The following is a 22984-nucleotide window of genomic DNA, read 5'->3' on the forward strand; positions in this document are numbered from 1 at the left end:
TGTCACCTCTCACATTTCTTATGAATTAACCAACTAACGTACGTTTTAGACCCTCTAGCTTATTAGCTACAGTGTTATCGAAAATGTAGTTGCCGATTTGAACACGAACACCACCAAGTAATGATGGTTCGATTACATTTTTAATGATTAATTTTTCTTTACCAACTAATTTCGCAAATGCAGTAGAAATTTCATTTTTCTCTGAATCTGTAAGCTCACGAGTTGAGTAAACAGTTGCTTCCGCAGAACCTAGAGCTCCTGAAGCAAGTAATTTATATTCATTTGCTAAACTTTTTACTTCGTCAACACGTTTTTTATCAATAAGAAGTTGTAACGTATTAACAACAATTGGACTTGCACTTGCAAAGATCTCAGCAACGATTTGTTTTTTACGTTCGATAGAGAACTTTGGCGAAGAAAGTAATGAAAGCAATTCTGGAGTTGTTTCAATTACTTTAATAAGCTCTTCTAAATCAGTTGTGATTTCGTCAACAACTTGTTTTTGTTGAGCTAATTGAAACAATGCCTCCGCATAACGTTTCGCTACTTGACTCATTTCGCCTCGCCTGCCTTCGCAATCGTTTCTTTAATTAATGCGCTATTATCTTCTTCAGAAATTTCTTTCTCAAGAACTTTAGATGCAGCAAGAACTGATAGTGAAACGACTTCTGCACGAACTGCAGCGATTGCTTTTTCTTTTTCAGTTTCGATTTCACGTACAGCAGATTCCTTTAATCGGTTTGCTTCTGCACGTGCAGCAGTGATGATTTCATCACGTTGTAATTCACCTTGTTTTTTCGCACTTTCCACGATTGTTTGAGCTTCAGTACGAGCATCTTTTAAAAGGCTTTTTTGTTCTTCTAATAGTTTAGCTGATTCTTTGCGAGCGTTTTCAGCTGCATCGATTTCACTCTTAACTAATTCTTCACGTTGTTGCATAACGCCCATTAATGGACCCCACGCGAATTTCTTAAGAAGGAACATTAAGATTAGGAAAATAACTAGAGTTGCAAGAACGTCTCCACCGTTAAAGTGACCGTCAGAACCTAGTACTAAATAATCTAAATTCACGATTGTTTCACTCCCTTCAAGAGCTTTCAGATAATGTATACAAGCAACCTAATTACTTATCGTAATAGGTTTTTCATCTATGTGTTGTACTTCTATTTACTACTATTAAGAACTAGAATTTTTCCATTAGTTATAACAAAAGGAATGGCGAAGTTCTTCTTGTGGAAAACTCTTCGCCACATTGTAAACCGATAATTATCGGTTCATTACGATGAATGCTACTACTACTGCGATGATAGGTAGGGCCTCAACTAACGCAACCCCGATGAACATTGTAGTTTGAAGAACGCCACGAGCTTCTGGTTGACGAGCGATCCCTTCAACTGTACGTGATACGATAAGACCGTTACCGATACCTGCACCAAGTGCACCTAAACCGATTGCGATTGCTGCTGCTAATAAACCTAATGAACCTGTCATTGTAAAATTTCCTCCTTGGAATTGTTTATATTTTTTTATTAAGCATCTAATGTTTTACACTAAAAGCTTTTATTAATGGTCTGCACTCACTTTATGTGATAAGTAAACCATTGTTAACATAGTGAAAATGAAGGCTTGGATAAAGCCGATGAAGATTGAGAATCCTTGCCATGCCATTGTTGGAATAATAGCACCTACGAATCCTACTACGCCTGAACCAGCTAAACCAGCTAGTAAACCAAGTAAAATCTCCCCTGCATAAATGTTACCGTAAAGACGAAGACCTAACGTTAATGTGTTAGCAAACTCCTCGATAATTTTTAATGGGAACATAAATGACATAGGTTGGAAGAATGTACCGAAATAATGTTTGCTACCTTGTAATTTAATACCATACCAAGTAGCTAAAACCGTTACCATTGAAGCCAATGTTAATGTAACAGTTGGGTCAGCTGTTGGGGATTTCCACCATAACTGATCATTAATTACTATCCCTGAGAATGGTAAACCTAACAAGTTTGCAACTGCGATGAACATAATAAGAGTGATCCCTAAAATGTGGAAGCGACCACCAGTTTTCCAATCCATGTTGCTCTTGATAATCCCTTTTACAAAGTCCATTACCCATTCCATAAAGTTTTGCATGCCAGTTGGTTTCAGCTTTAAATTACGAGTTGCAATAAATGCGATTAGAAACACTACAACAGCTGTGATAACTAGCATTAAAACTGTGGATAAGTTGAACGTAAGTGAAAAGGCACCTAGGTCCAACGTTAACTCTGGAGATTCATGATTCATTCTTGCATTCACCTCACTTTCTAGTTACCTTATTGTCTCTTACTACATATACGAATACCCCTACACTCAGGAACACGTATGGAATCATTAGCCCTATCACTGTGCTAATTAAGTGGAAATATTGTGGCAACGTAATTGCGATTGCGACTGCTGCAACACCTGATCCAAAGCGTAAAGCTGAACCGAGTGATACTACTTTTTTCCCTTCACTTAAGGAACGATCAAACTTGTCCATTCTTCGAACAAGAATCCAAAAGTTATATGTACCAAAGCAAGCACCGACAGCAATACCAGCAAATACTGTAGGATGTGAGGTGAACCCCCAACCTAATGCACAAAGAGCAAGCAAAAAAAATAACGCTTTTTTCTGCATAGCGAAAATGTGATGCAAATCTAGCATTGGCAATTTATCTCCCAAATCTTTTTCGAGTAATGTGTTTAATCGCTCTCTACTTTAAGGAAATCAAGCGTAGTGTATTGACATGCATGTGGAAAATTGGAATTGGAAAATCTTGTTTTAATCAGAAATTTGTCGAAATTTCGAAAATTCCCTTCCTTATTACCACATTTTCTCCAATGCAATCATTAAGTATTCAGACGCTTGAAAACGTTGCAAATTGACAATTGATTAATTTCAACTGTCAACCTAGTAGAAACTTGATATAACAAGCGTTTCGGGACCATTTCCGGACTCAAAACCCCTATCTTTCTTACCCTTTGTAAGCATACAATAGGGGTAATTTGATGTCAATTGGTTCCGGTGAAAAACTTCACATCAACTCTAATCTTGTCAAATTGTCGACAAATTTATGATAACAATTTGAATTTATGTTGTAAGTTATGTTCAATTATCTTGTTAAAAATGTATGGAATATTAATTTTTCAACAAAATTATGCTCACTATCGCTTAATATTATAAAGTTTTTTCTAAAAAGCTAATTAGAGCCTTGACAATTCGCTCCGAAGCGTATCCATCACCATATGGATTTGAAGCATGAGCCATTTTTTCATATGCTGAAGCATCTTCTAGTAATTCTTTTGCTAATTGATAGATTGTTTCTTCTTCTGTACCTGCTAATTTAAGAGTACCCGCCGCAATTCCTTCTGGACGTTCCGTTGTATCTCGCAATACTAGTACTGGCTTACCTAACGATGGCGCTTCTTCTTGGATGCCACCTGAATCCGTTAAAATCATATACGAACGGGCAGCAAAATTATGGAAATCTAGTACTTCCAAAGGTTCAATTAAATGAATTCGAGAATCGTCGCCTAATATTTCATCCGCAACTTCTCGTACAGCTGGATTTAAATGAACAGGGTAAACTACTTGAACATCGTCATGTTCGCTAAGTAATCGTTTAATTGCACGGAACATGTTACGCATTGGTTCACCTAGGTTTTCTCTTCGATGGGCTGTAAGTAAAATCATTCGATTATCCCCAACTAGGTCCAGTACAGGATGTGTGTAGTTTTCTCTAACAGTCGTTTTTAATGCATCAATTGCAGTATTTCCCGTAACAATAATATTTTCACTATTTTTATTTTCTTTTAACAAGTTATCTTTTGAGTTTTCTGTAGGAGCAAAATGTAAATCTGCCATTACACCAGTTAGTTGGCGATTCATTTCTTCCGGATATGGCGAGTATTTATTCCCTGTACGTAAACCTGCTTCTACATGACCGATTGCGATTTGATTGTAGAATGCCGCAAGACTTCCTACGAATGTTGTTGATGTATCACCATGAACTAACACAATATCAGGTCTTGCATCTTTCATGACCTCATCTAAACCTTTAAGTGCATTTGTTGTAACATCAATTAAAGTTTGACGTTCTTTCATTATATTTAAATCATAATCAGGTTGAATTTGAAATGTTTCAAGTACCTGATCTAACATTTGGCGGTGTTGTGCAGTAACGGTAACTATTGATTCGATTTTATCTGGATGTTTCTGCAATTCTAGAACAAGCGGTGCCATTTTAATCGCTTCAGGTCTTGTTCCGAAAATCGTCATTACTTTCCACTTTTTAGTCAATGTCTTGCACCATCCTTTTAAATTGTGAAGCGCCCTTCGCCTAGACGAAGGACGCAAATTGATTTTTTATGAGCGGTTTTGGTGTGGTTATGTGCGGTTTTCCACCTTTTATGGGCGGATTCACGCCTTATATGGGTGGTTCCCTACAAATTATTTAACAAATTATTATTTCGTACCAAATAAACGGTCGCCAGCATCACCAAGACCTGGAACAATGTAACCATGGTCGTTAAGTTTTTCATCTAACGCTGCAATATAGATATCCACATCAGGGTGTTCTTCTTGAAGTGCTTGTACACCTTCTGGAGCTGCAATTAAACACATAAATTTAATATTTTTAGCTCCACGCTTTTTCAATGAATGAATTGCTTCTGCAGCAGAACCACCTGTTGCAAGCATTGGGTCCACCACGATGAATTCACGTTCTTCAACATCAGCAGGAAGTTTTACATAATATTCTACTGGTTTTAAAGTTTCTGGGTCACGATATAAACCGATATGACCTACTTTTGCAGCTGGAATTAATTTTAGTACTCCATCTACCATTCCGATACCAGCACGTAAAATTGGAACTAGAGCGATTTTTTTACCAGATAGAACTTTAGCCTTTGCCGTTTGTACTGGAGTTTCGATTTCAATTTCTTCTACTGGTAAATCACGTGTAATTTCAAAAGCCATTAAAGTTGCTACTTCGTCTACAAGTTCACGGAATTCTTTCGTTCCTGTGTTTTTATCACGAATATACGTTAATTTGTGTTGAATTAGTGGGTGATCAAATACATAAACTTTGCTCAATGTTGTTCGCTCCTAACTATTTTCCCCATCTATATAATGAAGATTCACTTTATATCTAGCATAGTATATCAAAAAATGTTTAAACATAAAACATAATGTCGAAAAAAGAAAAACTATGGACACTTCATTAACTCAGAATGATATTACACAGTGCCGGCATGCTAGATACTGTTGAAATTCACATAAAAAATCCTCGCCCTATTATGAGCGAGGATTTAAAATCGATTAGATATTAGTTACTAAATCTTCATAGATTGGGTATTTGTCAGTTAGAGCTTTTACGCGATCACGTGCTTCAGCTTTAACTGCTTCATCTTCAGGGTTTTTAAGAACTTTGGCGATGATTAAACCTACTTCTTTAAGGTCTTCTTCTTTAAAGCCACGAGAAGTAACTGCAGCAGTACCTAAACGGATACCACTTGTTACAAATGGTTTTTCTTCATCGTAAGGAATTGTGTTTTTGTTAGCAGTGATTGCTACTTCATCAAGTAAATGTTCTGCAACTTTACCAGTTAAACCTACAGATTTTACGTTTACTAGTAATAAGTGGTTGTCAGTACCACCTGATACAAGCTCTAATCCTTCTGCTAATAATGTTTCAGCTAAAGCACGAGCATTTGCTTTAATTTGTTTTGCGTACTCTTTGAATTCTGGTTGTAATGCTTCACCGAATGCTACTGCTTTAGCAGCGATTACGTGCATTAATGGACCACCTTGAATTCCAGGGAACACAGCTTTGTCAATTTTTTTCGCTAACTCTTCATTGTTTGTTAAAATTAATCCACCACGTGGACCACGTAATGTTTTATGTGTTGTTGAAGTTGTAAAGTCTGCATAAGGAACTGGTGATGGGTGTTCACCTGCAGCAACAAGACCTGCAATGTGTGCCATGTCTACCATGAAGTATGCGCCAACTTCATCCGCGATTTCACGGAATTTTTTAAAGTCGATTTCACGTGGGTAAGCAGATGCACCAGCAACGATTAATTTTGGTTTATGTTCTAACGCTTTTGCACGAACATCTTCATAATCGATTACATTTGTATCTTTTGTTACACCATACTCTACGAAGTTGTATTGAATACCAGAGAAGTTAACATGTGAACCGTGTGTTAAGTGACCACCATGTGATAAGTTCATACCAAGTACTGTATCGCCTGGTTGTAAAAGTGTAAAGTATACAGCCATGTTAGCTTGTGCACCTGAATGGGCTTGTACGTTTGCAAATTTAGCTCCGAAGATTTCTTTTACACGATCGCGTGCGATATCTTCTACTACGTCAACGTGTTCGCAACCACCATAGTAACGTTTACCAGGGTAACCTTCTGCATATTTATTTGTTAATACAGAACCTTGTGCTTCCATTACAGCTTCCGAAACAATATTTTCAGATGCGATTAACTCAATATTTAATTGTTGACGTTTTTTCTCCGCTAAAATTCCTTCTAGTACCGCTTTATCTTGCGCTGCTAGTTTTTCGTATGCCATTGTTCAAATCCCCCTAAGAATCTTGTAAATTTTATATAGTGAAAAAATCTTAATTTAGATTTTTATCAAACTTATCTGCAAACACCTTGTACTACTCTTCTACTTTTATATAAATAGCTCGTTCTCCACCGATTAATTTTGGTCGAGTTTTTGCCACCGTAACAATCGCATCCCCAATTTGACGGATAGATGTTCGAATTGGTACAGCCACTTCTTTTAAATGCATTCCAATCATTGTTTGTCCTATGTCGATACCTGCATGGGCGCGTACATGTTCTACGACAACTGGATTTTCCATTTGTGTATAAGCGTATGCTGACATAGATCCGCCTGCATGTTTTACCGGAACTACTGTAACAGGCTCATATGAATACTTTAACGCTGCTTCATATTCCATAGTTAAGGCACGGTTAATATGTTCGCAGCCTTGGAAAACTAAATAAAGATCGTGTTTTTTTGCAAAACGATTTAATTCTGCATACAGTACTTCTGCTACTTCCATTGCTCCTGCAGTTCCGATTTTAGAACCCGCAACTTCAGATGTAGAGCAACCAATGACGAATAATTGCTTTGGTTGAAAATCGACTTGTTGTTCCATTTCATTAAGCAATTGAGCTAATTGATCTTGTAGATGTTGAAACGACATAGATGTCACTTACCCTTCAAGTTCTGTAATTTTTTCAATACGTCGAGCGTGACGACCACCTTCAAATTCAGTACCAAGCCAAGCTTTTACAATTTCACAAGCAAGACCAGGACCAATTACTCGTTCACCCATTGCTAAAATGTTTGAATCATTATGACAACGTGTTGCTTTTGCACTGAACACATCATGTACTAAAGCACAACGAATTCCTTTTACTTTGTTTGCAGCAATTGACATCCCAATGCCAGTTCCGCAAATTAAAATACCACGATCAAACTTCCCGCTAGCTACGCCATCCGCAACCGGTTTTGCAAAATCAGGATAGTCCACTGAATCTGAATTTTGTGGGCCAAAATCTTCATAGCTAATGTTTAGTTCATCTAAAAGTGACATAACTTCTCTACGTAAATTATTCCCACCGTGGTCAGAAGAAATTGCGATTTTCACTTTTGTAACCTCCTACGCGATTGTTTCATCATCAGTGTACCACTAAATGCTGAAGAATAACATGAATTTTACATAGAAAACGATAAACTTCTTCCGAAAATACGAATGATTTCGCTTACATACATGAAATTGTTCACTTTTAAGTTGATATTAACACGAAATTCAATATAAATCATTCAAATTTTATTGTTAAACCGAATAAATTTATCCAAGGAGATGTGTCAAAGAATAGTGAAAATTCTATTTTTTTCACTATTAATCATTGAATATTACAAAACTTTGTCCATTGACTAAAAATTCACCAATATTATAATAGAAAGTAACTTCATTATTTTGGAAAAAATGGTGGATAAATTACATTTAATTAGGGGGAATGTTATGAAGTGGAAAGCTAAGGGAAGTTTAATTGCAAGCGCTTTACTAGCATCAATGATTGCAGCGGGATGTACAGAAGAGGACGTTCAAGTAGTAGATTCCGAACAAAGCACAGCAGAAACTGAAACAACCGAGAAAGCAGCTAGTGAAGCACCTGCTGTTGTTGTGAAAGGAGATACGATTAATTCCCACTTCCAAGCCGATGCAGTTTGTGTTGTGGATAGTCGATTTGAACGTGGCCATAGTATAGTCTTCCGCGCAAATGTTATCGATAGTAAAACAAACGAAACAATTGAAGACGCTAAGGTAAAAGTTGTTTTAGGTAATGGCGAAGAATATGAAATGAAAATGGGACCTCATGGTGAAGAAGGTACAATACTCTGGACAGTTTTATGGACAATTCCAGACGATTTCCCAACAGGAACACTTGATTATAAAATCATTGCTGATGTTGATGGTACAGAATATACCCATGAACCATTTAATGTTTCTTTATCAAAATTAACGATTCTTGAAAAAGGTGCTGAAGAGAAATTAACTGCAGAAGCCAAGGCTGCTGCTGAAGCAAAAGCTCAAGAAGAAGCTGAAGGCGGAGGAGAGAACGCTGAACAGCAACCAGCAGACGGAGAAGGTGATGCATAGAAATGAAAAAATATCTAACCGTAGCACTATTCTCACTACTATTATTAGCAAGCGGATGTACTGATGCCGCAAACGAAGAGAAATCAAAAACACCAGATGAAGCAACAAATTCGTCTGAATCTAAAGAAGCAAACGAAACTACAAAACCTGAAGAAAAAGAAACAGAAATAAATCTCCAAGGAAAAATTACATTAGATAATGCAAGCGGACGCATTGGGGATGAAATAAAAGTTACAGCAGAATCGTTAAAACCTGATTTACCTGTAAAATTAGTATGGGTAGATATGATTGGTTCCTATCAAATTGAAGATAATTATTCATTTATCGGTACTACTTACGAACCTGTAGAAAAAACGGTTGCAGAAGGTTCTGCTGATAGTGCAGGAAAATGGGAAGGCACTTTTACTATTCCAGATGGCTTTGGTGACGATCACGACTTATTAATTTATCAAGAAGATACAGTCGTTGGAAAAGCAAATGTGTTCGTAGAAACGGTCTTTACAATGAGTCCTGAATCTGGCCCACCTGGTACTGAAATTACTGTTACTGGTGAAGGGTTAAGCTGGAAAATGTTCGGTAGTTTATGGCATTTAAACTACGATAACAACTTCTCAGGAATTATTACAGCGATTACGACAAACGGAAAAGCAAAAGCTGTTGTACGCGCGGCTGGTAATGAAGGTTTACACAGCATCACAGTAGAAAGTGGTGCAATGGGCTTCCCATATTTAAGTAGAAGTAGTTCTGCAATCAATTATATCGATACACATTATTTCAATTTTGAAGTGACAGGAGATCAGCCAATTACAACCGCTTCTTATGTCGAAGAAGCACCAGAACCTGCAAATGGCGGAATTAAATTACCTGACCCTGTGAATAAAGATGGGGTTTCCGTTTCAATCGACAAATCGGAAGGAACAGTTGGAGAACCTGTAGTGTTAACAGCTTCTGGTTTACCTAAAAATGAAACGATTAAGTTTGATTGGCATACTATGGTTGGAACTCGCGTAACGGCTGAAGGCTATGGCGAGGAAGTATTTGATATTGGCGAAGGAAAAACCGATGCTGAGGGCAATTCAACTCACCAATTTAATATTCCAGATGATTTAGGTGGGCTTCCTCATCTAATCGACTTGAAGGTTGGGGATGAAGTTTACGGTCAAACCTATTTAAGAATTTTACCTTCCATCGTTTCGGTAACACCTTCATCTGGCCCTGTAGGAACTGAGTTTGTTATTGAAATTAAAGGTTCAGGATGGACAGAATTCGATAATGCATTAGGGGTTTTATATAATAACTCTTATATTGGATATATTTGTGGATTTAATAGCCAAGGAACAATTAAATTACGATTGAAAGCAACTGGCGAACCAGGATATCAATTTATCGATATTTATCCATCTATCTATAAAGGTCAACAAACACAACCAACTTATTATTTAAGACCAATGCTGACTTATCGCGAAGATCATCCTGGAACAGGAATCCCAGCGATTCGAACTATGTTTGAAATTACTGAATAGCAAAAGTGGACGTCATAAAGGCGTCCACTTTTTTATTGGACATATCTACAATGATTTCCTACAAAAAAATTCGCGGCTTACAATGGTAGGCCGCGCTTCATTTATAGTGATTACGTCTTTTCTTATGTATTACAACGTTGGTTATTTTAAAGACAACAAATATTCCGCAACTGATTCTTCATTTCCGTTTGCTGTTCCTGGTGGCATTGTTTTTCTTCCCTTTATTAAAACCTCTACAATTTGCTCTTTTGATAACGCAATGTTTTGTAAGTTTGGTCCAATATCGCCTGATAAATCAACCCCATGACAACCAATACAGCTAGATTTCGCGATTTTTTCTCCCTCTGCTACTAACGCTTCATCCAAAGCTTGTCCTTCTTCTTGTTGTGTACTGTTTGTTTCTGCTGTTGACTCCTTTTCATCTTCACTACAACCAGCTATTAAAATGAGAAGAAAACAACTAATTAGTAGAATTTTAATGAATCCATTCCCCTTCATAACAATCCCCTTCCATAAAAAAATAGTGCTATAACTATTATAGCACTATTGGTTAAATATGGAATTTTTAATTTGAACGGTCAAATTGTTGAATCATGCGATATAATTCCTCAGATTGACGTTTTAAATCTTGAGATAGTTTTTCTACTTGTTCGATGGCAAAGGCTTGTTCTTCTGTTGAGCCACGAACTTCTTGAGCTCCTGCTGATGTTTGTTCAGCAATTGCTGCTACCTCTTGAGATTGTCGAGCAGTAGTTTCAATGTTGATCATTTGTCTTTCTACTAATTGTGAAATATCCACAACAGCATCGGCCATTTCCCTTACGCTTGACGCCATTCCTTCAACAATCGCAGTAGTTTGAGAGACTTTTGAAGATTCTTTCACAGCAAAAGTTACTTGTTCATTCATTTGTTTTACAACGAGATTCACATTTTCTTGCATTGCTTTAATTAACGCCGTAATTCCTTGAACTGCTTTTCCACTTTCATCTGCTAAACTACGAACCTCTTCAGCAACGACAGCAAACCCTTTACCATGTTCCCCTGCTCTTGCTGCCTCAATTGAAGCATTTAAAGCGAGTAAATTTGTTTGAGCAGCAATATCCCCTACTAAACTAATAATTTGTTGAATTTGTTCCGCATTTTTCTCAAGTTGATGGATACTGTCTAACGCTTTTTCATTTCCATTTGCGATTTGTTGGATACTACTTACTAAGCCTTGAATCGAATCAGTAGTTGACTCTAAGTTTCCAATAATTTTTTTAGATTGTGTTGCTGAATTGAGTGCTCGCTCATTTACTTCTGACGCAAGTAATCGAACATCTTCAATTGCTTCTACTGTTTCTTGAACTGCCACTGCAGAAGCTTCTGCACCTTCAGAAATTTGACTTACTGTGTGTGCAATTCCCTCTGCTTTTCTTGAAGCAGACTCTGTTTGATTTGATAGATTAATAATCGTTTCATTTGTTGTTTGGAAGTTCTTTTCAATACTATCAACCATTTGTCTTAAGTTCGTCAGCATTAATTGGAATGCTTCCGCAACAGATTGAATTTCATCATGAGAGTTTCTAACTTCCACATCTCGTCCAATTTTACCCTCTGCAACAAGGGTTGCTGATTCTTCGAGTTTTTGTAATGGTTTTACTAATACCACACTAAAAATAGCCGCTAAAATACAAGACCATAAAATACCTAAAGCATATGTTAAAAATTCAAATACTATAAGATTTGGTATAAATTTTGAGAAGAACATTGGATGCAAATAATGAATAAATATAAAACTAGTTGAGTACGTAATAATTGCTAATACGCCAACGAATAAAACTAACTTTCTGCGTAAGTTAAAGTTTTTATTGTTCTTCATTCAGTAGTACGACCCCCAGCAATCTTATGTTGTAATTCGTCAATTAATTTCGATAATTCTTCATATGTTTGTCTATACGTATTAATATCTCCTCCAAATGGGTCCGATACATCTTTGGAACTATATGGGGCAACATATTCTTTTAAAGTAAATGTTTTATTTTGAACATTTGGAAACGATTGCAAAATCATATTTTTATGCGCCAATGTCATCGTAAGGATTAAATCGGCCCACTCAATATCTTGTTGCTTTACTTGAGATGTAATATGTTCAAACTGAATCTGATCTTGCGCTAATATTGCTTTGGCATTCTCAGATATCTCTCCCCCTTCCAGTGCATAGATTCCTGCAGATTTTACTTGAACCCCTTGAATATTGCGTGCTTTTAAAATGGCCTCAGCCATTGGACTTCTACATGTGTTACCTGTACATATAAAATAGATATTCATGCTGTCACTCTTCCTTTTAAGTATTATCAAGACTGTTAATAAAAGTAAGGATACTAATTGTTAATAGTGATATTCCTGCAATCCATTTCAAAATAGCCCCTTTAATAGGGAAATGACTTTTGGCAAGATAGAGCGATATATAAGATAGGACAAACGTCCATATACCTGCACTCATTATAAATAAATGTTTTTGTAAGTTTAGCATACCAAAAGAAATGCTAACTGAAAAGGTATCTAAACTTGCTGTTATTGCTAAAATTACGAGAGGTATCGCTATTACTTGGCGGTTTTTTGTCGATAGTATTAACTGAAGACCAATAAAAAACAAAAGAATACTAGATATTAGATTCGACCACTGAGTTAAAATAGATAACATCCAGTTACCTAAATTATAACCGATTATTGGGAATATCATATGTAAAATTGCTGTCCATAAAGAAAGTAAGAAACGTTTTTTCACATCTGGTAGTAGTAAATATAATGCAACAACATCTAAAGCGACAATGAGACCAGTTAATATTTCCTGCAAATATTGTCCTCTTTCCTATTTAAGATTTCTACCATCTTATGCGTAGAAAGTTTACAATATCATGGCTTTTCATCGACATAGATTTTAAAGTAAGAATAAAAAAGGTTAGCAATTAGTCATGTCCTAATTACTAACCTATGTTTTAAACTGTATACCATTTCCCACCAGAAGCCTTTTCTAGTCGATTCATGATTGCCGCTCCTACTCCTTCTGTTGAGGTAGTAGTTACTAGAATGATATTTGCTTCTGTTTTATCACAAGCGCGGAGATCATCATATAGTTTTGCTCCCATTCTTTCTTGGTCACCCTCAATACCGAACGTAAAGAAATAGTCGGCGCCAATAGCGTGGTAATTTGACGGAGCAAGTAAAGCTACTTTATTTCCATCATTTTTTAGTTGGGCAATGGCTTTTTCCACTTTTTGTTGATCACTTTCAATTAAATAAACAGGTGCCTCTGGAGCATAGTGAGTGTACTTCATTCCTGGTGCCTTTGGTGTTGATTCAAGTTGTTGTTGCTCCTTATTCGGTAAAATCACTTCACCTATTACTTCTTCGAGCATTTCCTTTGTAATTCCACCTGGACGTAAAATGACTGGCGGGTTAACTGTTATATCCAACACTGTTGATTCTAAACCGATGCCAGTAGTACCCCCATCAAGTATAAGCGGGATTTTTCCACGCAAATCTTCTTCAACATGAATTGCTTTCGTAGGACTTGGTTTCCCACTTCTATTCGCACTTGGAGCTGCAATTGGTTTTTTTAATTTTCTCAGTAGTTTTAATGCAACCTCATGATCCGGCATACGTAAACCAACTGTGGATAACCCTGCTGTAACGCTCGGGGCAAATACACCTGGTTTTACTTTCATAATAAGCGTTAACGCTCCCGGCCAGAAAATCTCCATCAGCTTGCTTGCCTTTTGAGGAATCTCTTCTATGAAATTAGATACTTCTTCAATAGAACCAATATGTACAATTAATGGGTTATCAGATGGACGGCCCTTTGCTTCAAAGATTTTCTTTACCGCCCGATCATCTGTTGCAACTGCGCCTAGTCCATAAACAGTCTCGGTTGGAAAGGCTACAACTTCCCCATTTTCTAATAAATCCACAGCTTGTGAATAAATCTGTTCATTATCCCCATCTTTATCCACAAGCAATCGGAAAGTCTCCATCCTACTCCCTCCTTTATTTTTGAGTATTACTCAATAGTTATACACAATTTGTGGATAACTTATCAACTTATGTGTACAACTTTCTAAATTGTTTGAAAAAAATTTTAGCTAAATAATTTTTTAATCCATTCCCAAATAAAGAACTTCACTTCTGGTTCGTCTTTTTCTTCTTCTTTCGCAACTTCTTTAGCATCTTGTTTTGTATCTTCTTTTGCTTGTGCACTTTCACAAACATTTCCGAAAATACTGCACCACCAGTTGTCACCACGACCGCTTCCGATTGTTAATACAAGAGAATTATACACATTTTGTGGGTAAAACGTGTTTGCATCAAACTTTGGTGGTATTAAATGTTCTCCAATATTAATATTAATTTCTTCTTGTGGATAATGCTTTTGTACGAAAGTTACCAATTGTGCATAACTTTCATCGTTATCCACACCATTTAATTCATTTTTCTGAATTTGCGTAAAAATCGGTTGTAAACTATCCACAATTTCATTTTTTAGTTGTTGATCGGCTGTTGTATTACTATTTGCAACTACACGAATTTTTAATGAATCATCTACTGCACTTTCTCTAGTTTCATAAACTTTGTCGAATAAATCTGGCAATAAAATGATTGAACATAATATCGCTACTGAAATAGCTACTAGTTTTAGTAGACTTAAAATCGTATTTACCTTCTCATCGTTTTCCACTCTTGTAATCTCGTAATCGTTTAACATATTAAATCCCTCCCTGACATCATAATTGGCAGGAAGAGATTTTTTTATACATCAATTTCACAAAAAACAAAACGATTTTTTTGATTAATATCTTTTATGATTTCTATTTTTGCCTCTGGAAAGCTAGATTTAAAGAAATTCGCAACCGCTTCACCTTGCAAATGACCAATTTCCACACCAATTAATGCTGGCTTTTTTAATAAAGGCGGCAGTTGTTCTGCAAGTTTTCGATACAAGATGAGTCCGTCTTCCTCAGCAAAAAGAGCAGAGTGTGGTTCATGCTCTAAAACGACCTCTGACATTTCTTTTGCTTCATCATAGCTAATATAAGGTGGATTTGATAAAATGACATCCCACTTTTCGTTCTGAAGTGGTTCTGTTAAATCACCTAAACGGAAATCAATTTGAGCTTTATTTTGTTTTGCATTAAGACGTGCTGTTTCAAGAGCAGATTCAGAAATATCTGTTGCAGTAATTTCAGCGTTTGGCATTTCGCACTTCATTGTAATAGCAATAGCACCACTTCCTGTTCCGATATCAGCAATCTTTATAGGAGCGGCTTTGCCAAACAATTTGTGGATACGTTCTTGCGCGGCAACAATTAATTCTTCCGTTTCTGGTCGTGGGATTAATACCGATTCATTTACAGTAAATTGTCTTCCGTAAAATTCCTCAACCCCTGTAATATATTGCACAGGGCGCCCCTTTGCATGTTGCTCTACATAGTTTTCAAATTGTTCGAGTGCTTCGTTCGAAATTGCATCGTGCATTCGCATCATTAATCCAGAATAATTCGTTTGTAAAATATGCTGCAATAATAGTCTTGCAGCATTTTCGTCACGACCTTTGTCCACTAAATAAGAAGAAGCCCATTTGAGGGCCTCAAAAATAGTTTTATGCTTCATCATTTAAGTGGGCAAGTTTCGATGCTTGCTCTTCTAACATTAATGCATCGATAATTTCGTCCAACTTGCCTTCCATGATAATATCAAGCTTTTGCAAAGTTAAACCAATACGATGGTCTGTGACACGATTTTGTGGATAGTTATATGTGCGAATACGTTCAGAACGATCTCCCGTACCAACAGCTGATTTACGTGTTGCATCAATTTCTTTTTGTGCTTCTTGTCGATACATATCGGCAACACGAGCACGTAAAATTTTCATCGCTTTTTCACGGTTTTTAATTTGTGAACGCTCATCTTGCATCGAAACAACTACACCTGTAGGAAGATGGGTCATACGAACAGCAGACATTGTCGTGTTAACGGATTGCCCACCTGCACCAGAAGATGCAAATGTATCAACACGAATGTCTTTTTCATGAATTTCAACGTCCACATCTTCTACTTCTGGAAGACATGCAACTGTTGCTGTAGAAGTATGGATACGACCTTGAGATTCTGTTGCTGGTACACGTTGAACACGGTGCGCTCCGTTTTCAAATTTGAATTTTGAGTATGCTCCTTGGCCGTTAATCATAAAGATTACCTCTTTATAACCACCCATTGCATTCGGTGTTGCTTCCATAATATCAATTTTCCAACCTTGAGCTTCTGCATAACGAGAATACATACGGAACAAGTCTCCTGCGAAGATATTTGCCTCGTCCCCACCTGCAGCACCGCGAATCTCCATAATAACGTTTTTATCATCGTTCGGGTCTTTCGGAATAAGAAGGATTTTTAGGCGTTCTTCTAATGCTGGAATTTGCGCATTTAATTCGTTAAACTCTTCTTTTACCATTTCATACATATCTGGATCTTTTTCGTTTTCTAACATTTCTTTCGTATCGGCTAATTGTTGTTTCACACTTTTATATTCACGATACACTTCTACCATTTCTTGAATATCTGATTGTTCTTTTGAATATTCGCGAAGTTTTTTATTATCACTTACGATATCCGGATCACTTAATAATTCATTTAATCTTTCATAACGGTCCTCAACCGCTTGTAGACGATCAAACATGGTTTCACCTCTTGTTTTGATTATTATAATTTATGTGTACTAGCGTTTATCCGCCGAAAATGGGTATTTATCCGCCAATTTGAGGGGTTTTTCCGCCAAACTTTTGAATTTATCCGCCAAATCGAGCCGTTTATCCGCCAATTGCTTTTTTCTTTCTTAGTATAAAGAAATTACAACCTTTTATAAAGGTGGATTTACATGACATTTGCGACAAACTGGATAATATGTATCATTGCCACCAATTTGAATTTGTTCTCCTGTATAGACAGGTTTGTTATTTTCATCAACACGCAAATTCATTGTTGCTTTTTTATGGCAGAACCAACAAATCGTTTTCATCTCTTCGATTTTGTCCGCATAAATGAGCATATGACGACTACCTTCGAACAGTTCGTTTTGGAAGTCATTTTTTAATCCGAAGCCCATGACAGGTATATTTAAAATGTCGACAATTTTAGTTAATTGTAAAACATGTTCTTTTGTTAGAAATTGCACTTCATCTACTAAAACACAATATAATTTTCCTGGAAAGTTTTTCACGTATTCAAAAATGTTTGTTTCATCAAAAACAGGTATTGCTTTACGGCGAAGTCCAATTCGGCTAGATACGTAACCTACTTCATCTCTCGTATCGATTCCTGATGTAAAAATTAATACTGGTTTATCTTGTTCTTCATAATTATGAGCAACTTTAAGAATTTCAATAGACTTTCCACTATTCATAGCACCATGTTTAAAAAATAATTGCGCCATTCAAGAATACCTCATTTCTTCAATTTCATCATCGTTGGACGAACAAACCTATATCGTAAAACTTAAAAAATGCCTGCCAGCATTTGCTTGGCAGGCATTTTATAAAATTCTTATTTAAGACCGTATTTTTTGTTGAAACGATCCACACGTCCGTCAGCAGACGCGAATTTTTGACGGCCAGTATAGAATGGGTGGCACTCGTTGCAAAACTCAACAGTGATTTTTTCTTTTACTGAACCAGTTTCAAAAGTGTTACCGCAAGAGCAAGTTACTGTTGCAGTTTTGTAATCTGGATGAATTCCTTGTTTCATATTCGTTTCTCCTCTCGCCCTGAACCATCCGGAACAGAGTTATTATTCGTACTGTGCCTTACATAACCCGAATATGCCAGTTATATATGCACACGTTACATACCTAAAAGATTATAGCAAGTAATATTACTTATCGCAAGGAAAAATATTTGCCATTTACATAGTTTGTCGATTCATGCTTAGAATTTGTCCACATATAGTATGTGAATTGTATATTCGCGCAAAAATCCCACTCACTCGATTATAGCAAACCTTTACCTTTTGCCTTTTTCATATCACTATCAAGTTTCTCGAAAAATTCTTCGTTTGATTTTGTACTACGAAGTTTTTTCAAGAAACGTTCTGCAAAGTCAGGTGCATCTGAGAATGTTTTACGGATTGCCCATAGTTTCTCTAGCTGCTCTGAAGGAATAAGCAATTCTTCTTTACGCGTACCAGAACGACGAATATCAAGAGCTGGGAAAATACGACGTTCAGCAAGTTGCCGGTCTAAATGAAGTTCTAAGTTACCAGTACCCTTAAACTCTTCATAGATTACCTCATCCATACGTGAACCTGTATCTACTAATGCTGTTGCTAGAATTGTTAAACTACCACCATCTTCAATATTACGAGCAGATCCAAAGAATCGTTTCGGGCGGTGGAATGCTGCTGGATCAATACCACCTGATAATGTACGTCCACTTGGTGGAATTACTAGGTTATATGCGCGGGCAAGACGCGTAATAGAATCCATTAAAATAATAACATCTCGTTTATGTTCAACTAAACGACGGGCACGCTCTAATACAAGTTCTGCTACTTTTACATGGTTTTCAGGAACTTCATCAAAAGTAGAACTTACTACATCAGCTTTTACAGAACGCTCAATATCTGTAACCTCTTCAGGTCGTTCGTCTATTAATAAAACAATTAACTCTGCTTCTGGATAGTTTGTTGTAATAGCATTAGCAATTTCCTTTAAAAGCGATGTTTTCCCTGCTTTTGGTGGTGCCACAATTAACCCACGTTGGCCGAATCCAACAGGAGCAACTAAATCCATTATGCGAGTTGATAGTTTATGGGATTCTGTTTCTAATTTAATTTGACGGTCTGGATAAAGTGGTGTTAATGCTGGGAAGTGAACTCGTTCTTTTGCGATTTCTGGATTTTCGCCATTTACTGCATCTACTTGAAGTAATCCAAAATATCGCTCATTTTCTTTTGGCGGTCTTACTTTACCAGATACCTTGTCCCCATTACGAAGATCGAATCGACGTATTTGGGAAGCAGAAATATAAATATCTTCTTTTGAAGGAGAATAGTTGATTGGTCGAAGGAATCCAAAGCCTTCCTGATTTACTATCTCTAAAACTCCTTCCATGAAGAAGAAACCTTCTTGTTCGGAACGAGATTTTAATATTGCAAAGATTAATTCTTTTTTTGTTAATTTACTATAATATGAAATCTTGTAATCACGTGCAAGAGCATATAACTCTTTCAACGTCATATTTTCTAATTGTGCTATCGTAAGAGCTGACATAGCATTTCTCCAGTCTTTTATATTTTTATATAACTTTAAAATTTGTTGGAATTTACTTACTGTAGGGTTATTTGAAAGTTTTGAAGGAAAAAAAGCCTGATTAAAATTATGTAGAAATATTGAGGAACTTTTTCTTAGAAAAAGAATTTCCTTTTTCACTATTTTTTAATCAGGCATTTATTTTGAAGTTATTCTTTTACGTATCTTGGTTTTTTCTCAATACTGTGACGACCTTCGATGAAGCGTACTGTTCCTGTCTTTGCACGCATAACAACGGAATGAGTTAAGCAATAATCACCTTTATATTGCACACCACGTAGTAATTCACTATCTGTTACAGCCGTTGCAGCAAAGATTGCGTCATCACCTTTTACAAGATCATCTAAGTATAACACTTTTTCAAGATCGATCCCCATATTTTTGCAACGTAAAGCCTGCTCTTCGTCTTCTGGAATTAGCTTACCTTGGAAATCTCCACCTAAACATTTTAATGCTACAGCAGAAATTACACCCTCTGGAGCACCACCAGTTCCGAACATGATATCGATACCAGTTTCATCAAATGCTGTACTAATCGCAGCATTTACATCCCCGTCTTGGATAAATTTAATACGTGCACCTGCAGCGCGAATTTCATCTACAATATGTTGATGGCGAGGTCGATCTAGTAAAATGGCAACTACATCTGAAATTTCTTTATTTTTTGCTTTTGCTACTGCCATTAAGTTTTCAGTAACAGATGCATTGATATCTACTTTCCCTTTACTTTCTGGACCAACAGCTAATTTTTCCATATACATATCTGGTGCATTTAATAGATTTCCACGGTCAGCTATTGCTAATACAGTAATTGCACCGTTTGTTCCTTTTGCAACGATGTTTGTTCCTTCTAGAGGATCCACTGCAATGTCCACATGCGGACCGCCGTTACGTTGGCCAAGTTCTTCACCAATATAAAGCATTGGTGCTTCATCCATTTCTCCTTCACCAATTACCACGGTACCATGCATTGGAATTGTATCAAATAACGCACGCATTGCTGTTGTAGCTGCGTCATCAGCTTCCTCTTTTAAGCCACGTCCCATCCATTTCGCAGAAGCGATTGCTGCTGCTTCGGTAACGCGTACTACTTCCATCGTTAAACTACGTTCCATTCTATATTTGCCTCCTGTTTTCGGAAATGCCGAAACTTATCACGTCTTTATTGTAACATACTTTGTGATTTTTGCATTTTAGGTTTTCATTTAACTAAGTCGTTAATCAACACGGTTGGTTGTACTTACACTAATGGTTTCACGACGAATATTTGCACCCAATAAACACAACTTTTCAATTAAAGAACTATATCCTCTTTCGATATGATAAATTTCCTGTATTTCTGTTTCGCCATCTGCAAGTAAACCTGCTAATACTAATGCCGCTCCAGCACGAAGATCGGTAGCTGTAACTTTCGATCCGTGTAGTCGAGTTGGGCCCTGAATAATGGCCGTATTCCCTTCTACTCTTGCGTTTGCATTCATACGGCGCAGTTCATCGATATGTTTAAAACGCGCAGAATAAATCGTATCAGTTACTTTAGAAGCACCAACTGCCTGTGTCATTAATACCGAGAGTGGCTGTTGCACGTCTGTCGGGAAACCTGGGTAAACCAGTGTTTTTACATCCACTGCTTGAAGTGCATCAGTTCTAGGGATGAAAATACTTTCTTCGCCCTCAACAACTTTAACACCCATTTCACGTAATTTTGCAGTTATAGCTTCTAAATGTAGAGGAATAATATTATCAACCGTTACACCATCACCAATTGCAGCTGCCATTATCATAAAAGTAGCTGCTTCAATGCGATCTGGAATAATCGTATGTTTTGTACCATGTAATTCATCGACACCATCGATACGAATTACACTTGTACCAGCACCTTTAATGTTTGCACCCATATTTGTTAAAAGAGTCGCAACATCGATAATTTCCGGTTCTTTTGCGGCATTTTCAATAACAGTACGCCCTTTAGCACGCACTGCTGCTAACATAATATTAATAGTGGCTCCAACACTTGCAACGTCTAAATAAATTTTTGCACCAATTAATTCATCAGCACGTAAATAAATTGCTCCGTGTTCGTTTGTTACTTTCGCCCCAAGTGCCTCAAAACCTTTAATATGCTGATCAATTGGACGAGGGCCGAGAAAACATCCTCCCGGCAACCCAATTACAGCTTTTTTGAAACGACCAAGCATCGCCCCCATTAAATAATAAGAAGCGCGAAGTTTTTTGACATTTCCATTTGGTAAAGGAATTGCTTGCATTTGGGTCGGGTCAATTTCCATTTGACCGTCTTTGAAAAGGACTTCCCCACCAATTTCCTCTAATAATGCTTTTAACGTCCAAGCATCAGAAATTTCAGGTATTCCATCAATTGTAACAGTTGAATTTGCAAGGATCGAAGCTGGAATTAAAGCAACTGCACTATTTTTTGCTCCACTAACTTTCACTGTTCCTTTTAGACGATTCCCGCCGATGATTTTATAAACATCCATTACACGTTCTCCCTTTTGATTGGAAAGTTTCACTTATTATTGTCCTTTACGCATCAGTTAGATCCGCTCACTTTCTAAAACAAAGGTGACCAAATAATAATTTTTTAATTACTTCTTATTATTTACCAATTTCCCAATTTAAAGACTAATTTCCATAAAGAATCTAAGTTTTTTTCAATTTACTCTATTGTATTGTAAATATCATTTATGTTGACAATCGGGACAACTGGTTATTTACTTTTACGTTTTTCCCAATCAGCTAGGAATCCTTCAATTCCTTTATCAGTTAATGGATGATGGAATAACTGTTTTAATACTTTGAATGGAGTTGTAGCGATATCTGCTCCAGCTAAAGCGACTTCTGTAATATGTTGAGGATGACGGATAGACGCTGCAATGATTTGAGTTGGGATATCATGAATTGCAAAAATATCAGCAATTGTGCTAATTAATTCAGATCCTGTTTGACCGATATCATCAAGACGTCCAACGAATGGAGATACGTATGTTGCGCCGGCACGTGCAGCCATTAATGCTTGATTAGCACTAAAGATTAATGTCACATTTGTTTTAATGCCTTTTTCTGAGAAGAATTTACATGCTTTTAATCCTTCTGGAGTCATTGGTAATTTAACCGTAATATTAGGAGCGATTGCCGCTAATTCTAGACCTTCTTTAATCATTCCTTCTGCATCAAGTGAAATTACTTCACCACTAACAGAACCATCAACAAGCTCTGCAATTTCACGTAGACGATCATGGAATGAAACGTTCTCTTCTTTTGCAACTAATGATGGATTAGTTGTAACCCCGGATAAAATACCCCATGAGTGTGCTTCTTTAATTTCTTCAAAATTTGCTGTATCGATAAAAAATTTCATTGTGTAATCCTCCTCAAATAGTCAT

The 22984-nt window shown here is 36.8% G+C and carries 26 protein-coding genes; 2 read left to right on the top strand and 24 right to left on the bottom strand.

All coding sequences use genetic code 11. The features are described from left to right. Nucleotides 1-25 precede the first annotated feature (25 nt). The 10 genes from D8M03_RS06850 to rpiB form a co-directional block, all read right to left on the bottom strand. Complete coding sequence (locus D8M03_RS06850) at nucleotides 26-556, bottom strand: F0F1 ATP synthase subunit delta (protein ID WP_121214039.1); 531 nt, start codon at nucleotides 554-556, stop codon at nucleotides 26-28. Further along, complete coding sequence (atpF, locus tag D8M03_RS06855) at nucleotides 553-1071, bottom strand: F0F1 ATP synthase subunit B (RefSeq protein WP_121214040.1); 519 nt, start codon at nucleotides 1069-1071, stop codon at nucleotides 553-555. The genes D8M03_RS06850 and atpF overlap by 4 nt, the downstream gene beginning before the upstream one ends. A 195-nt stretch (nucleotides 1072-1266) precedes the next feature. Continuing rightward, on the bottom strand, nucleotides 1267-1491 hold the full coding sequence (gene atpE, locus D8M03_RS06860; protein ID WP_097071686.1) for a F0F1 ATP synthase subunit C: 225 nt from the start codon (nucleotides 1489-1491) through the stop codon (nucleotides 1267-1269). Nucleotides 1492-1563: 72 nt separating this feature from the next. After that, nucleotides 1564-2289, bottom strand: a complete 726-nt coding sequence (gene atpB / locus D8M03_RS06865; RefSeq protein ID WP_121214041.1) for a F0F1 ATP synthase subunit A — start codon at nucleotides 2287-2289, stop codon at nucleotides 1564-1566. 13 nt (nucleotides 2290-2302) lie between these two features. Further along, entirely contained in the window at nucleotides 2303-2689 is a 387-nt protein-coding gene (locus D8M03_RS06870; protein WP_121214042.1) for an ATP synthase subunit I, read from the bottom strand. 513 nt (nucleotides 2690-3202) lie between these two features. Beyond that, the gene (gene wecB, locus D8M03_RS06875; RefSeq protein WP_121214043.1) at nucleotides 3203-4324 is read right to left on the bottom strand and encodes a non-hydrolyzing UDP-N-acetylglucosamine 2-epimerase; all 1122 of its coding nucleotides are present in this window, start codon (nucleotides 4322-4324) and stop codon (nucleotides 3203-3205) included. A gap of 165 nt (nucleotides 4325-4489) precedes the next feature. Further along, a complete protein-coding gene (gene upp, locus D8M03_RS06880) occupies nucleotides 4490-5119 on the bottom strand; it encodes a uracil phosphoribosyltransferase (RefSeq protein ID WP_121214044.1) in 630 nt (209 codons plus the stop codon). A 225-nt stretch (nucleotides 5120-5344) separates the two neighbouring features. Continuing rightward, nucleotides 5345-6607, bottom strand: a complete 1263-nt coding sequence (gene glyA / locus D8M03_RS06885; protein ID WP_121214045.1) for a serine hydroxymethyltransferase — start codon at nucleotides 6605-6607, stop codon at nucleotides 5345-5347. A 91-nt stretch (nucleotides 6608-6698) separates the two neighbouring features. Next, complete coding sequence (locus D8M03_RS06890; RefSeq protein WP_121214046.1) at nucleotides 6699-7253, bottom strand: TIGR01440 family protein; 555 nt, start codon at nucleotides 7251-7253, stop codon at nucleotides 6699-6701. Between the two features lie 9 nt (nucleotides 7254-7262). Beyond that, nucleotides 7263-7700 carry a ribose 5-phosphate isomerase B gene (rpiB, locus tag D8M03_RS06895; RefSeq protein WP_121214047.1) on the bottom strand — a complete coding sequence of 146 codons (438 nt, stop codon included), beginning with the start codon at nucleotides 7698-7700 and terminating at the stop codon, nucleotides 7263-7265. Between the two features lie 378 nt (nucleotides 7701-8078). On the opposite strand from rpiB, the gene D8M03_RS06900 reads away from it, so the two are divergent. Together D8M03_RS06900 and D8M03_RS06905 are read left to right on the top strand one after the other, a co-directional pair. Next, nucleotides 8079-8717 (top strand): hypothetical protein, encoded by a 639-nt coding sequence (locus D8M03_RS06900; RefSeq protein ID WP_121214048.1) that lies wholly within the window; start codon nucleotides 8079-8081, stop codon nucleotides 8715-8717. A gap of 2 nt (nucleotides 8718-8719) precedes the next feature. Next, on the top strand, nucleotides 8720-10240 hold the full coding sequence (locus tag D8M03_RS06905; RefSeq protein WP_121214049.1) for a hypothetical protein: 1521 nt from the start codon (nucleotides 8720-8722) through the stop codon (nucleotides 10238-10240). A 141-nt stretch (nucleotides 10241-10381) separates the two neighbouring features. On the opposite strand, the gene D8M03_RS06910 is transcribed toward D8M03_RS06905, so the two are convergent. The 14 genes from D8M03_RS06910 to fsa all read right to left on the bottom strand — a co-directional run bounded on the left by D8M03_RS06910 (nucleotide 10382) and on the right by fsa (nucleotide 22959). Further along, nucleotides 10382-10738: a c-type cytochrome gene (locus D8M03_RS06910; protein ID WP_121214050.1), complete on the bottom strand. Its 357-nt coding sequence runs from the start codon at nucleotides 10736-10738 to the stop codon at nucleotides 10382-10384. Between the two features lie 67 nt (nucleotides 10739-10805). Beyond that, nucleotides 10806-12101 carry a methyl-accepting chemotaxis protein gene (locus D8M03_RS06915; RefSeq protein ID WP_121214051.1) on the bottom strand — a complete coding sequence of 432 codons (1296 nt, stop codon included), beginning with the start codon at nucleotides 12099-12101 and terminating at the stop codon, nucleotides 10806-10808. Then, nucleotides 12098-12550 (bottom strand): low molecular weight protein arginine phosphatase, encoded by a 453-nt coding sequence (locus tag D8M03_RS06920; RefSeq protein ID WP_121214052.1) that lies wholly within the window; start codon nucleotides 12548-12550, stop codon nucleotides 12098-12100. Before D8M03_RS06920 ends, D8M03_RS06915 begins: the two co-directional genes overlap by 4 nt. Before the next feature lie 16 nt (nucleotides 12551-12566). Beyond that, nucleotides 12567-13079, bottom strand: coding sequence for a manganese efflux pump MntP (locus D8M03_RS06925; protein ID WP_121214053.1), 513 nt, complete (start codon nucleotides 13077-13079; stop codon nucleotides 12567-12569). A 142-nt stretch (nucleotides 13080-13221) separates the two neighbouring features. After that, nucleotides 13222-14256 (bottom strand): L-threonylcarbamoyladenylate synthase, encoded by a 1035-nt coding sequence (locus tag D8M03_RS06930; RefSeq protein WP_121214054.1) that lies wholly within the window; start codon nucleotides 14254-14256, stop codon nucleotides 13222-13224. A gap of 104 nt (nucleotides 14257-14360) precedes the next feature. After that, on the bottom strand, nucleotides 14361-14984 hold the full coding sequence (locus tag D8M03_RS06935; protein ID WP_121214055.1) for a stage II sporulation protein R: 624 nt from the start codon (nucleotides 14982-14984) through the stop codon (nucleotides 14361-14363). 44 nt (nucleotides 14985-15028) lie between these two features. Further along, nucleotides 15029-15892, bottom strand: a complete 864-nt coding sequence (gene prmC / locus D8M03_RS06940) for a peptide chain release factor N(5)-glutamine methyltransferase (RefSeq protein WP_121214056.1) — start codon at nucleotides 15890-15892, stop codon at nucleotides 15029-15031. Further along, on the bottom strand, nucleotides 15879-16955 hold the full coding sequence (gene prfA, locus D8M03_RS06945) for a peptide chain release factor 1 (RefSeq protein WP_121214057.1): 1077 nt from the start codon (nucleotides 16953-16955) through the stop codon (nucleotides 15879-15881). Before prfA ends, prmC begins: the two co-directional genes overlap by 14 nt. A gap of 180 nt (nucleotides 16956-17135) precedes the next feature. Next, nucleotides 17136-17708 (bottom strand): thymidine kinase, encoded by a 573-nt coding sequence (locus D8M03_RS06950; RefSeq protein ID WP_121214058.1) that lies wholly within the window; start codon nucleotides 17706-17708, stop codon nucleotides 17136-17138. 110 nt (nucleotides 17709-17818) lie between these two features. Further along, nucleotides 17819-18019 (bottom strand): 50S ribosomal protein L31, encoded by a 201-nt coding sequence (gene rpmE, locus D8M03_RS06955; protein ID WP_097071668.1) that lies wholly within the window; start codon nucleotides 18017-18019, stop codon nucleotides 17819-17821. A gap of 241 nt (nucleotides 18020-18260) precedes the next feature. Beyond that, entirely contained in the window at nucleotides 18261-19541 is a 1281-nt protein-coding gene (rho, locus tag D8M03_RS06960; protein WP_121214059.1) for a transcription termination factor Rho, read from the bottom strand. 188 nt (nucleotides 19542-19729) lie between these two features. Then, a complete protein-coding gene (gene glpX / locus D8M03_RS06965; protein ID WP_121214060.1) occupies nucleotides 19730-20695 on the bottom strand; it encodes a class II fructose-bisphosphatase in 966 nt (321 codons plus the stop codon). A gap of 102 nt (nucleotides 20696-20797) precedes the next feature. Further along, on the bottom strand, nucleotides 20798-22078 hold the full coding sequence (locus D8M03_RS06970; protein ID WP_121214061.1) for a UDP-N-acetylglucosamine 1-carboxyvinyltransferase: 1281 nt from the start codon (nucleotides 22076-22078) through the stop codon (nucleotides 20798-20800). 230 nt (nucleotides 22079-22308) lie between these two features. Then, complete coding sequence (gene fsa / locus D8M03_RS06975; RefSeq protein WP_121214062.1) at nucleotides 22309-22959, bottom strand: fructose-6-phosphate aldolase; 651 nt, start codon at nucleotides 22957-22959, stop codon at nucleotides 22309-22311. Nucleotides 22960-22984: the final 25 nt, after the last annotated feature.

The organism is Ureibacillus endophyticus (genome assembly GCF_003628435.1).
GTDB lineage: Bacteria > Bacillota > Bacilli > Bacillales_A > Planococcaceae > Ureibacillus > Ureibacillus endophyticus.

What these genes read in the sequence shown, in the direction of transcription:
- D8M03_RS06850 (WP_121214039.1), bottom strand. Translation starts at nt 556, where the DNA reads ATGAGTCAAGTAGCGAAACGTTATGCGGAGGCATTGTTTCAATTAGCT.
- atpE (WP_097071686.1), bottom strand. Translation starts at nt 1,491, where the DNA reads ATGACAGGTTCATTAGGTTTATTAGCAGCAGCAATCGCAATCGGTTTA.
- atpB (WP_121214041.1), bottom strand. Translation starts at nt 2,289, where the DNA reads ATGAATCATGAATCTCCAGAGTTAACGTTGGACCTAGGTGCCTTTTCA.
- D8M03_RS06870 (WP_121214042.1), bottom strand. Translation starts at nt 2,689, where the DNA reads ATGCTAGATTTGCATCACATTTTCGCTATGCAGAAAAAAGCGTTATTT.
- glyA (WP_121214045.1), bottom strand. Translation starts at nt 6,607, where the DNA reads ATGGCATACGAAAAACTAGCAGCGCAAGATAAAGCGGTACTAGAAGGA.
- D8M03_RS06890 (WP_121214046.1), bottom strand. Translation starts at nt 7,253, where the DNA reads ATGTCGTTTCAACATCTACAAGATCAATTAGCTCAATTGCTTAATGAA.
- D8M03_RS06900 (WP_121214048.1), top strand. Translation starts at nt 8,079, where the DNA reads ATGAAGTGGAAAGCTAAGGGAAGTTTAATTGCAAGCGCTTTACTAGCA.
- D8M03_RS06905 (WP_121214049.1), top strand. Translation starts at nt 8,720, where the DNA reads ATGAAAAAATATCTAACCGTAGCACTATTCTCACTACTATTATTAGCA.
- D8M03_RS06910 (WP_121214050.1), bottom strand. Translation starts at nt 10,738, where the DNA reads ATGAAGGGGAATGGATTCATTAAAATTCTACTAATTAGTTGTTTTCTT.
- D8M03_RS06915 (WP_121214051.1), bottom strand. Translation starts at nt 12,101, where the DNA reads ATGAAGAACAATAAAAACTTTAACTTACGCAGAAAGTTAGTTTTATTC.
- D8M03_RS06920 (WP_121214052.1), bottom strand. Translation starts at nt 12,550, where the DNA reads ATGAATATCTATTTTATATGTACAGGTAACACATGTAGAAGTCCAATG.
- D8M03_RS06930 (WP_121214054.1), bottom strand. Translation starts at nt 14,256, where the DNA reads ATGGAGACTTTCCGATTGCTTGTGGATAAAGATGGGGATAATGAACAG.
- D8M03_RS06935 (WP_121214055.1), bottom strand. Translation starts at nt 14,984, where the DNA reads ATGTTAAACGATTACGAGATTACAAGAGTGGAAAACGATGAGAAGGTA.
- prmC (WP_121214056.1), bottom strand. Translation starts at nt 15,892, where the DNA reads ATGATGAAGCATAAAACTATTTTTGAGGCCCTCAAATGGGCTTCTTCT.
- prfA (WP_121214057.1), bottom strand. Translation starts at nt 16,955, where the DNA reads ATGTTTGATCGTCTACAAGCGGTTGAGGACCGTTATGAAAGATTAAAT.
- D8M03_RS06950 (WP_121214058.1), bottom strand. Translation starts at nt 17,708, where the DNA reads ATGGCGCAATTATTTTTTAAACATGGTGCTATGAATAGTGGAAAGTCT.
- rpmE (WP_097071668.1), bottom strand. Translation starts at nt 18,019, where the DNA reads ATGAAACAAGGAATTCATCCAGATTACAAAACTGCAACAGTAACTTGC.
- rho (WP_121214059.1), bottom strand. Translation starts at nt 19,541, where the DNA reads ATGTCAGCTCTTACGATAGCACAATTAGAAAATATGACGTTGAAAGAG.
- glpX (WP_121214060.1), bottom strand. Translation starts at nt 20,695, where the DNA reads ATGGAACGTAGTTTAACGATGGAAGTAGTACGCGTTACCGAAGCAGCA.
- D8M03_RS06970 (WP_121214061.1), bottom strand. Translation starts at nt 22,078, where the DNA reads ATGGATGTTTATAAAATCATCGGCGGGAATCGTCTAAAAGGAACAGTG.
- fsa (WP_121214062.1), bottom strand. Translation starts at nt 22,959, where the DNA reads ATGAAATTTTTTATCGATACAGCAAATTTTGAAGAAATTAAAGAAGCA.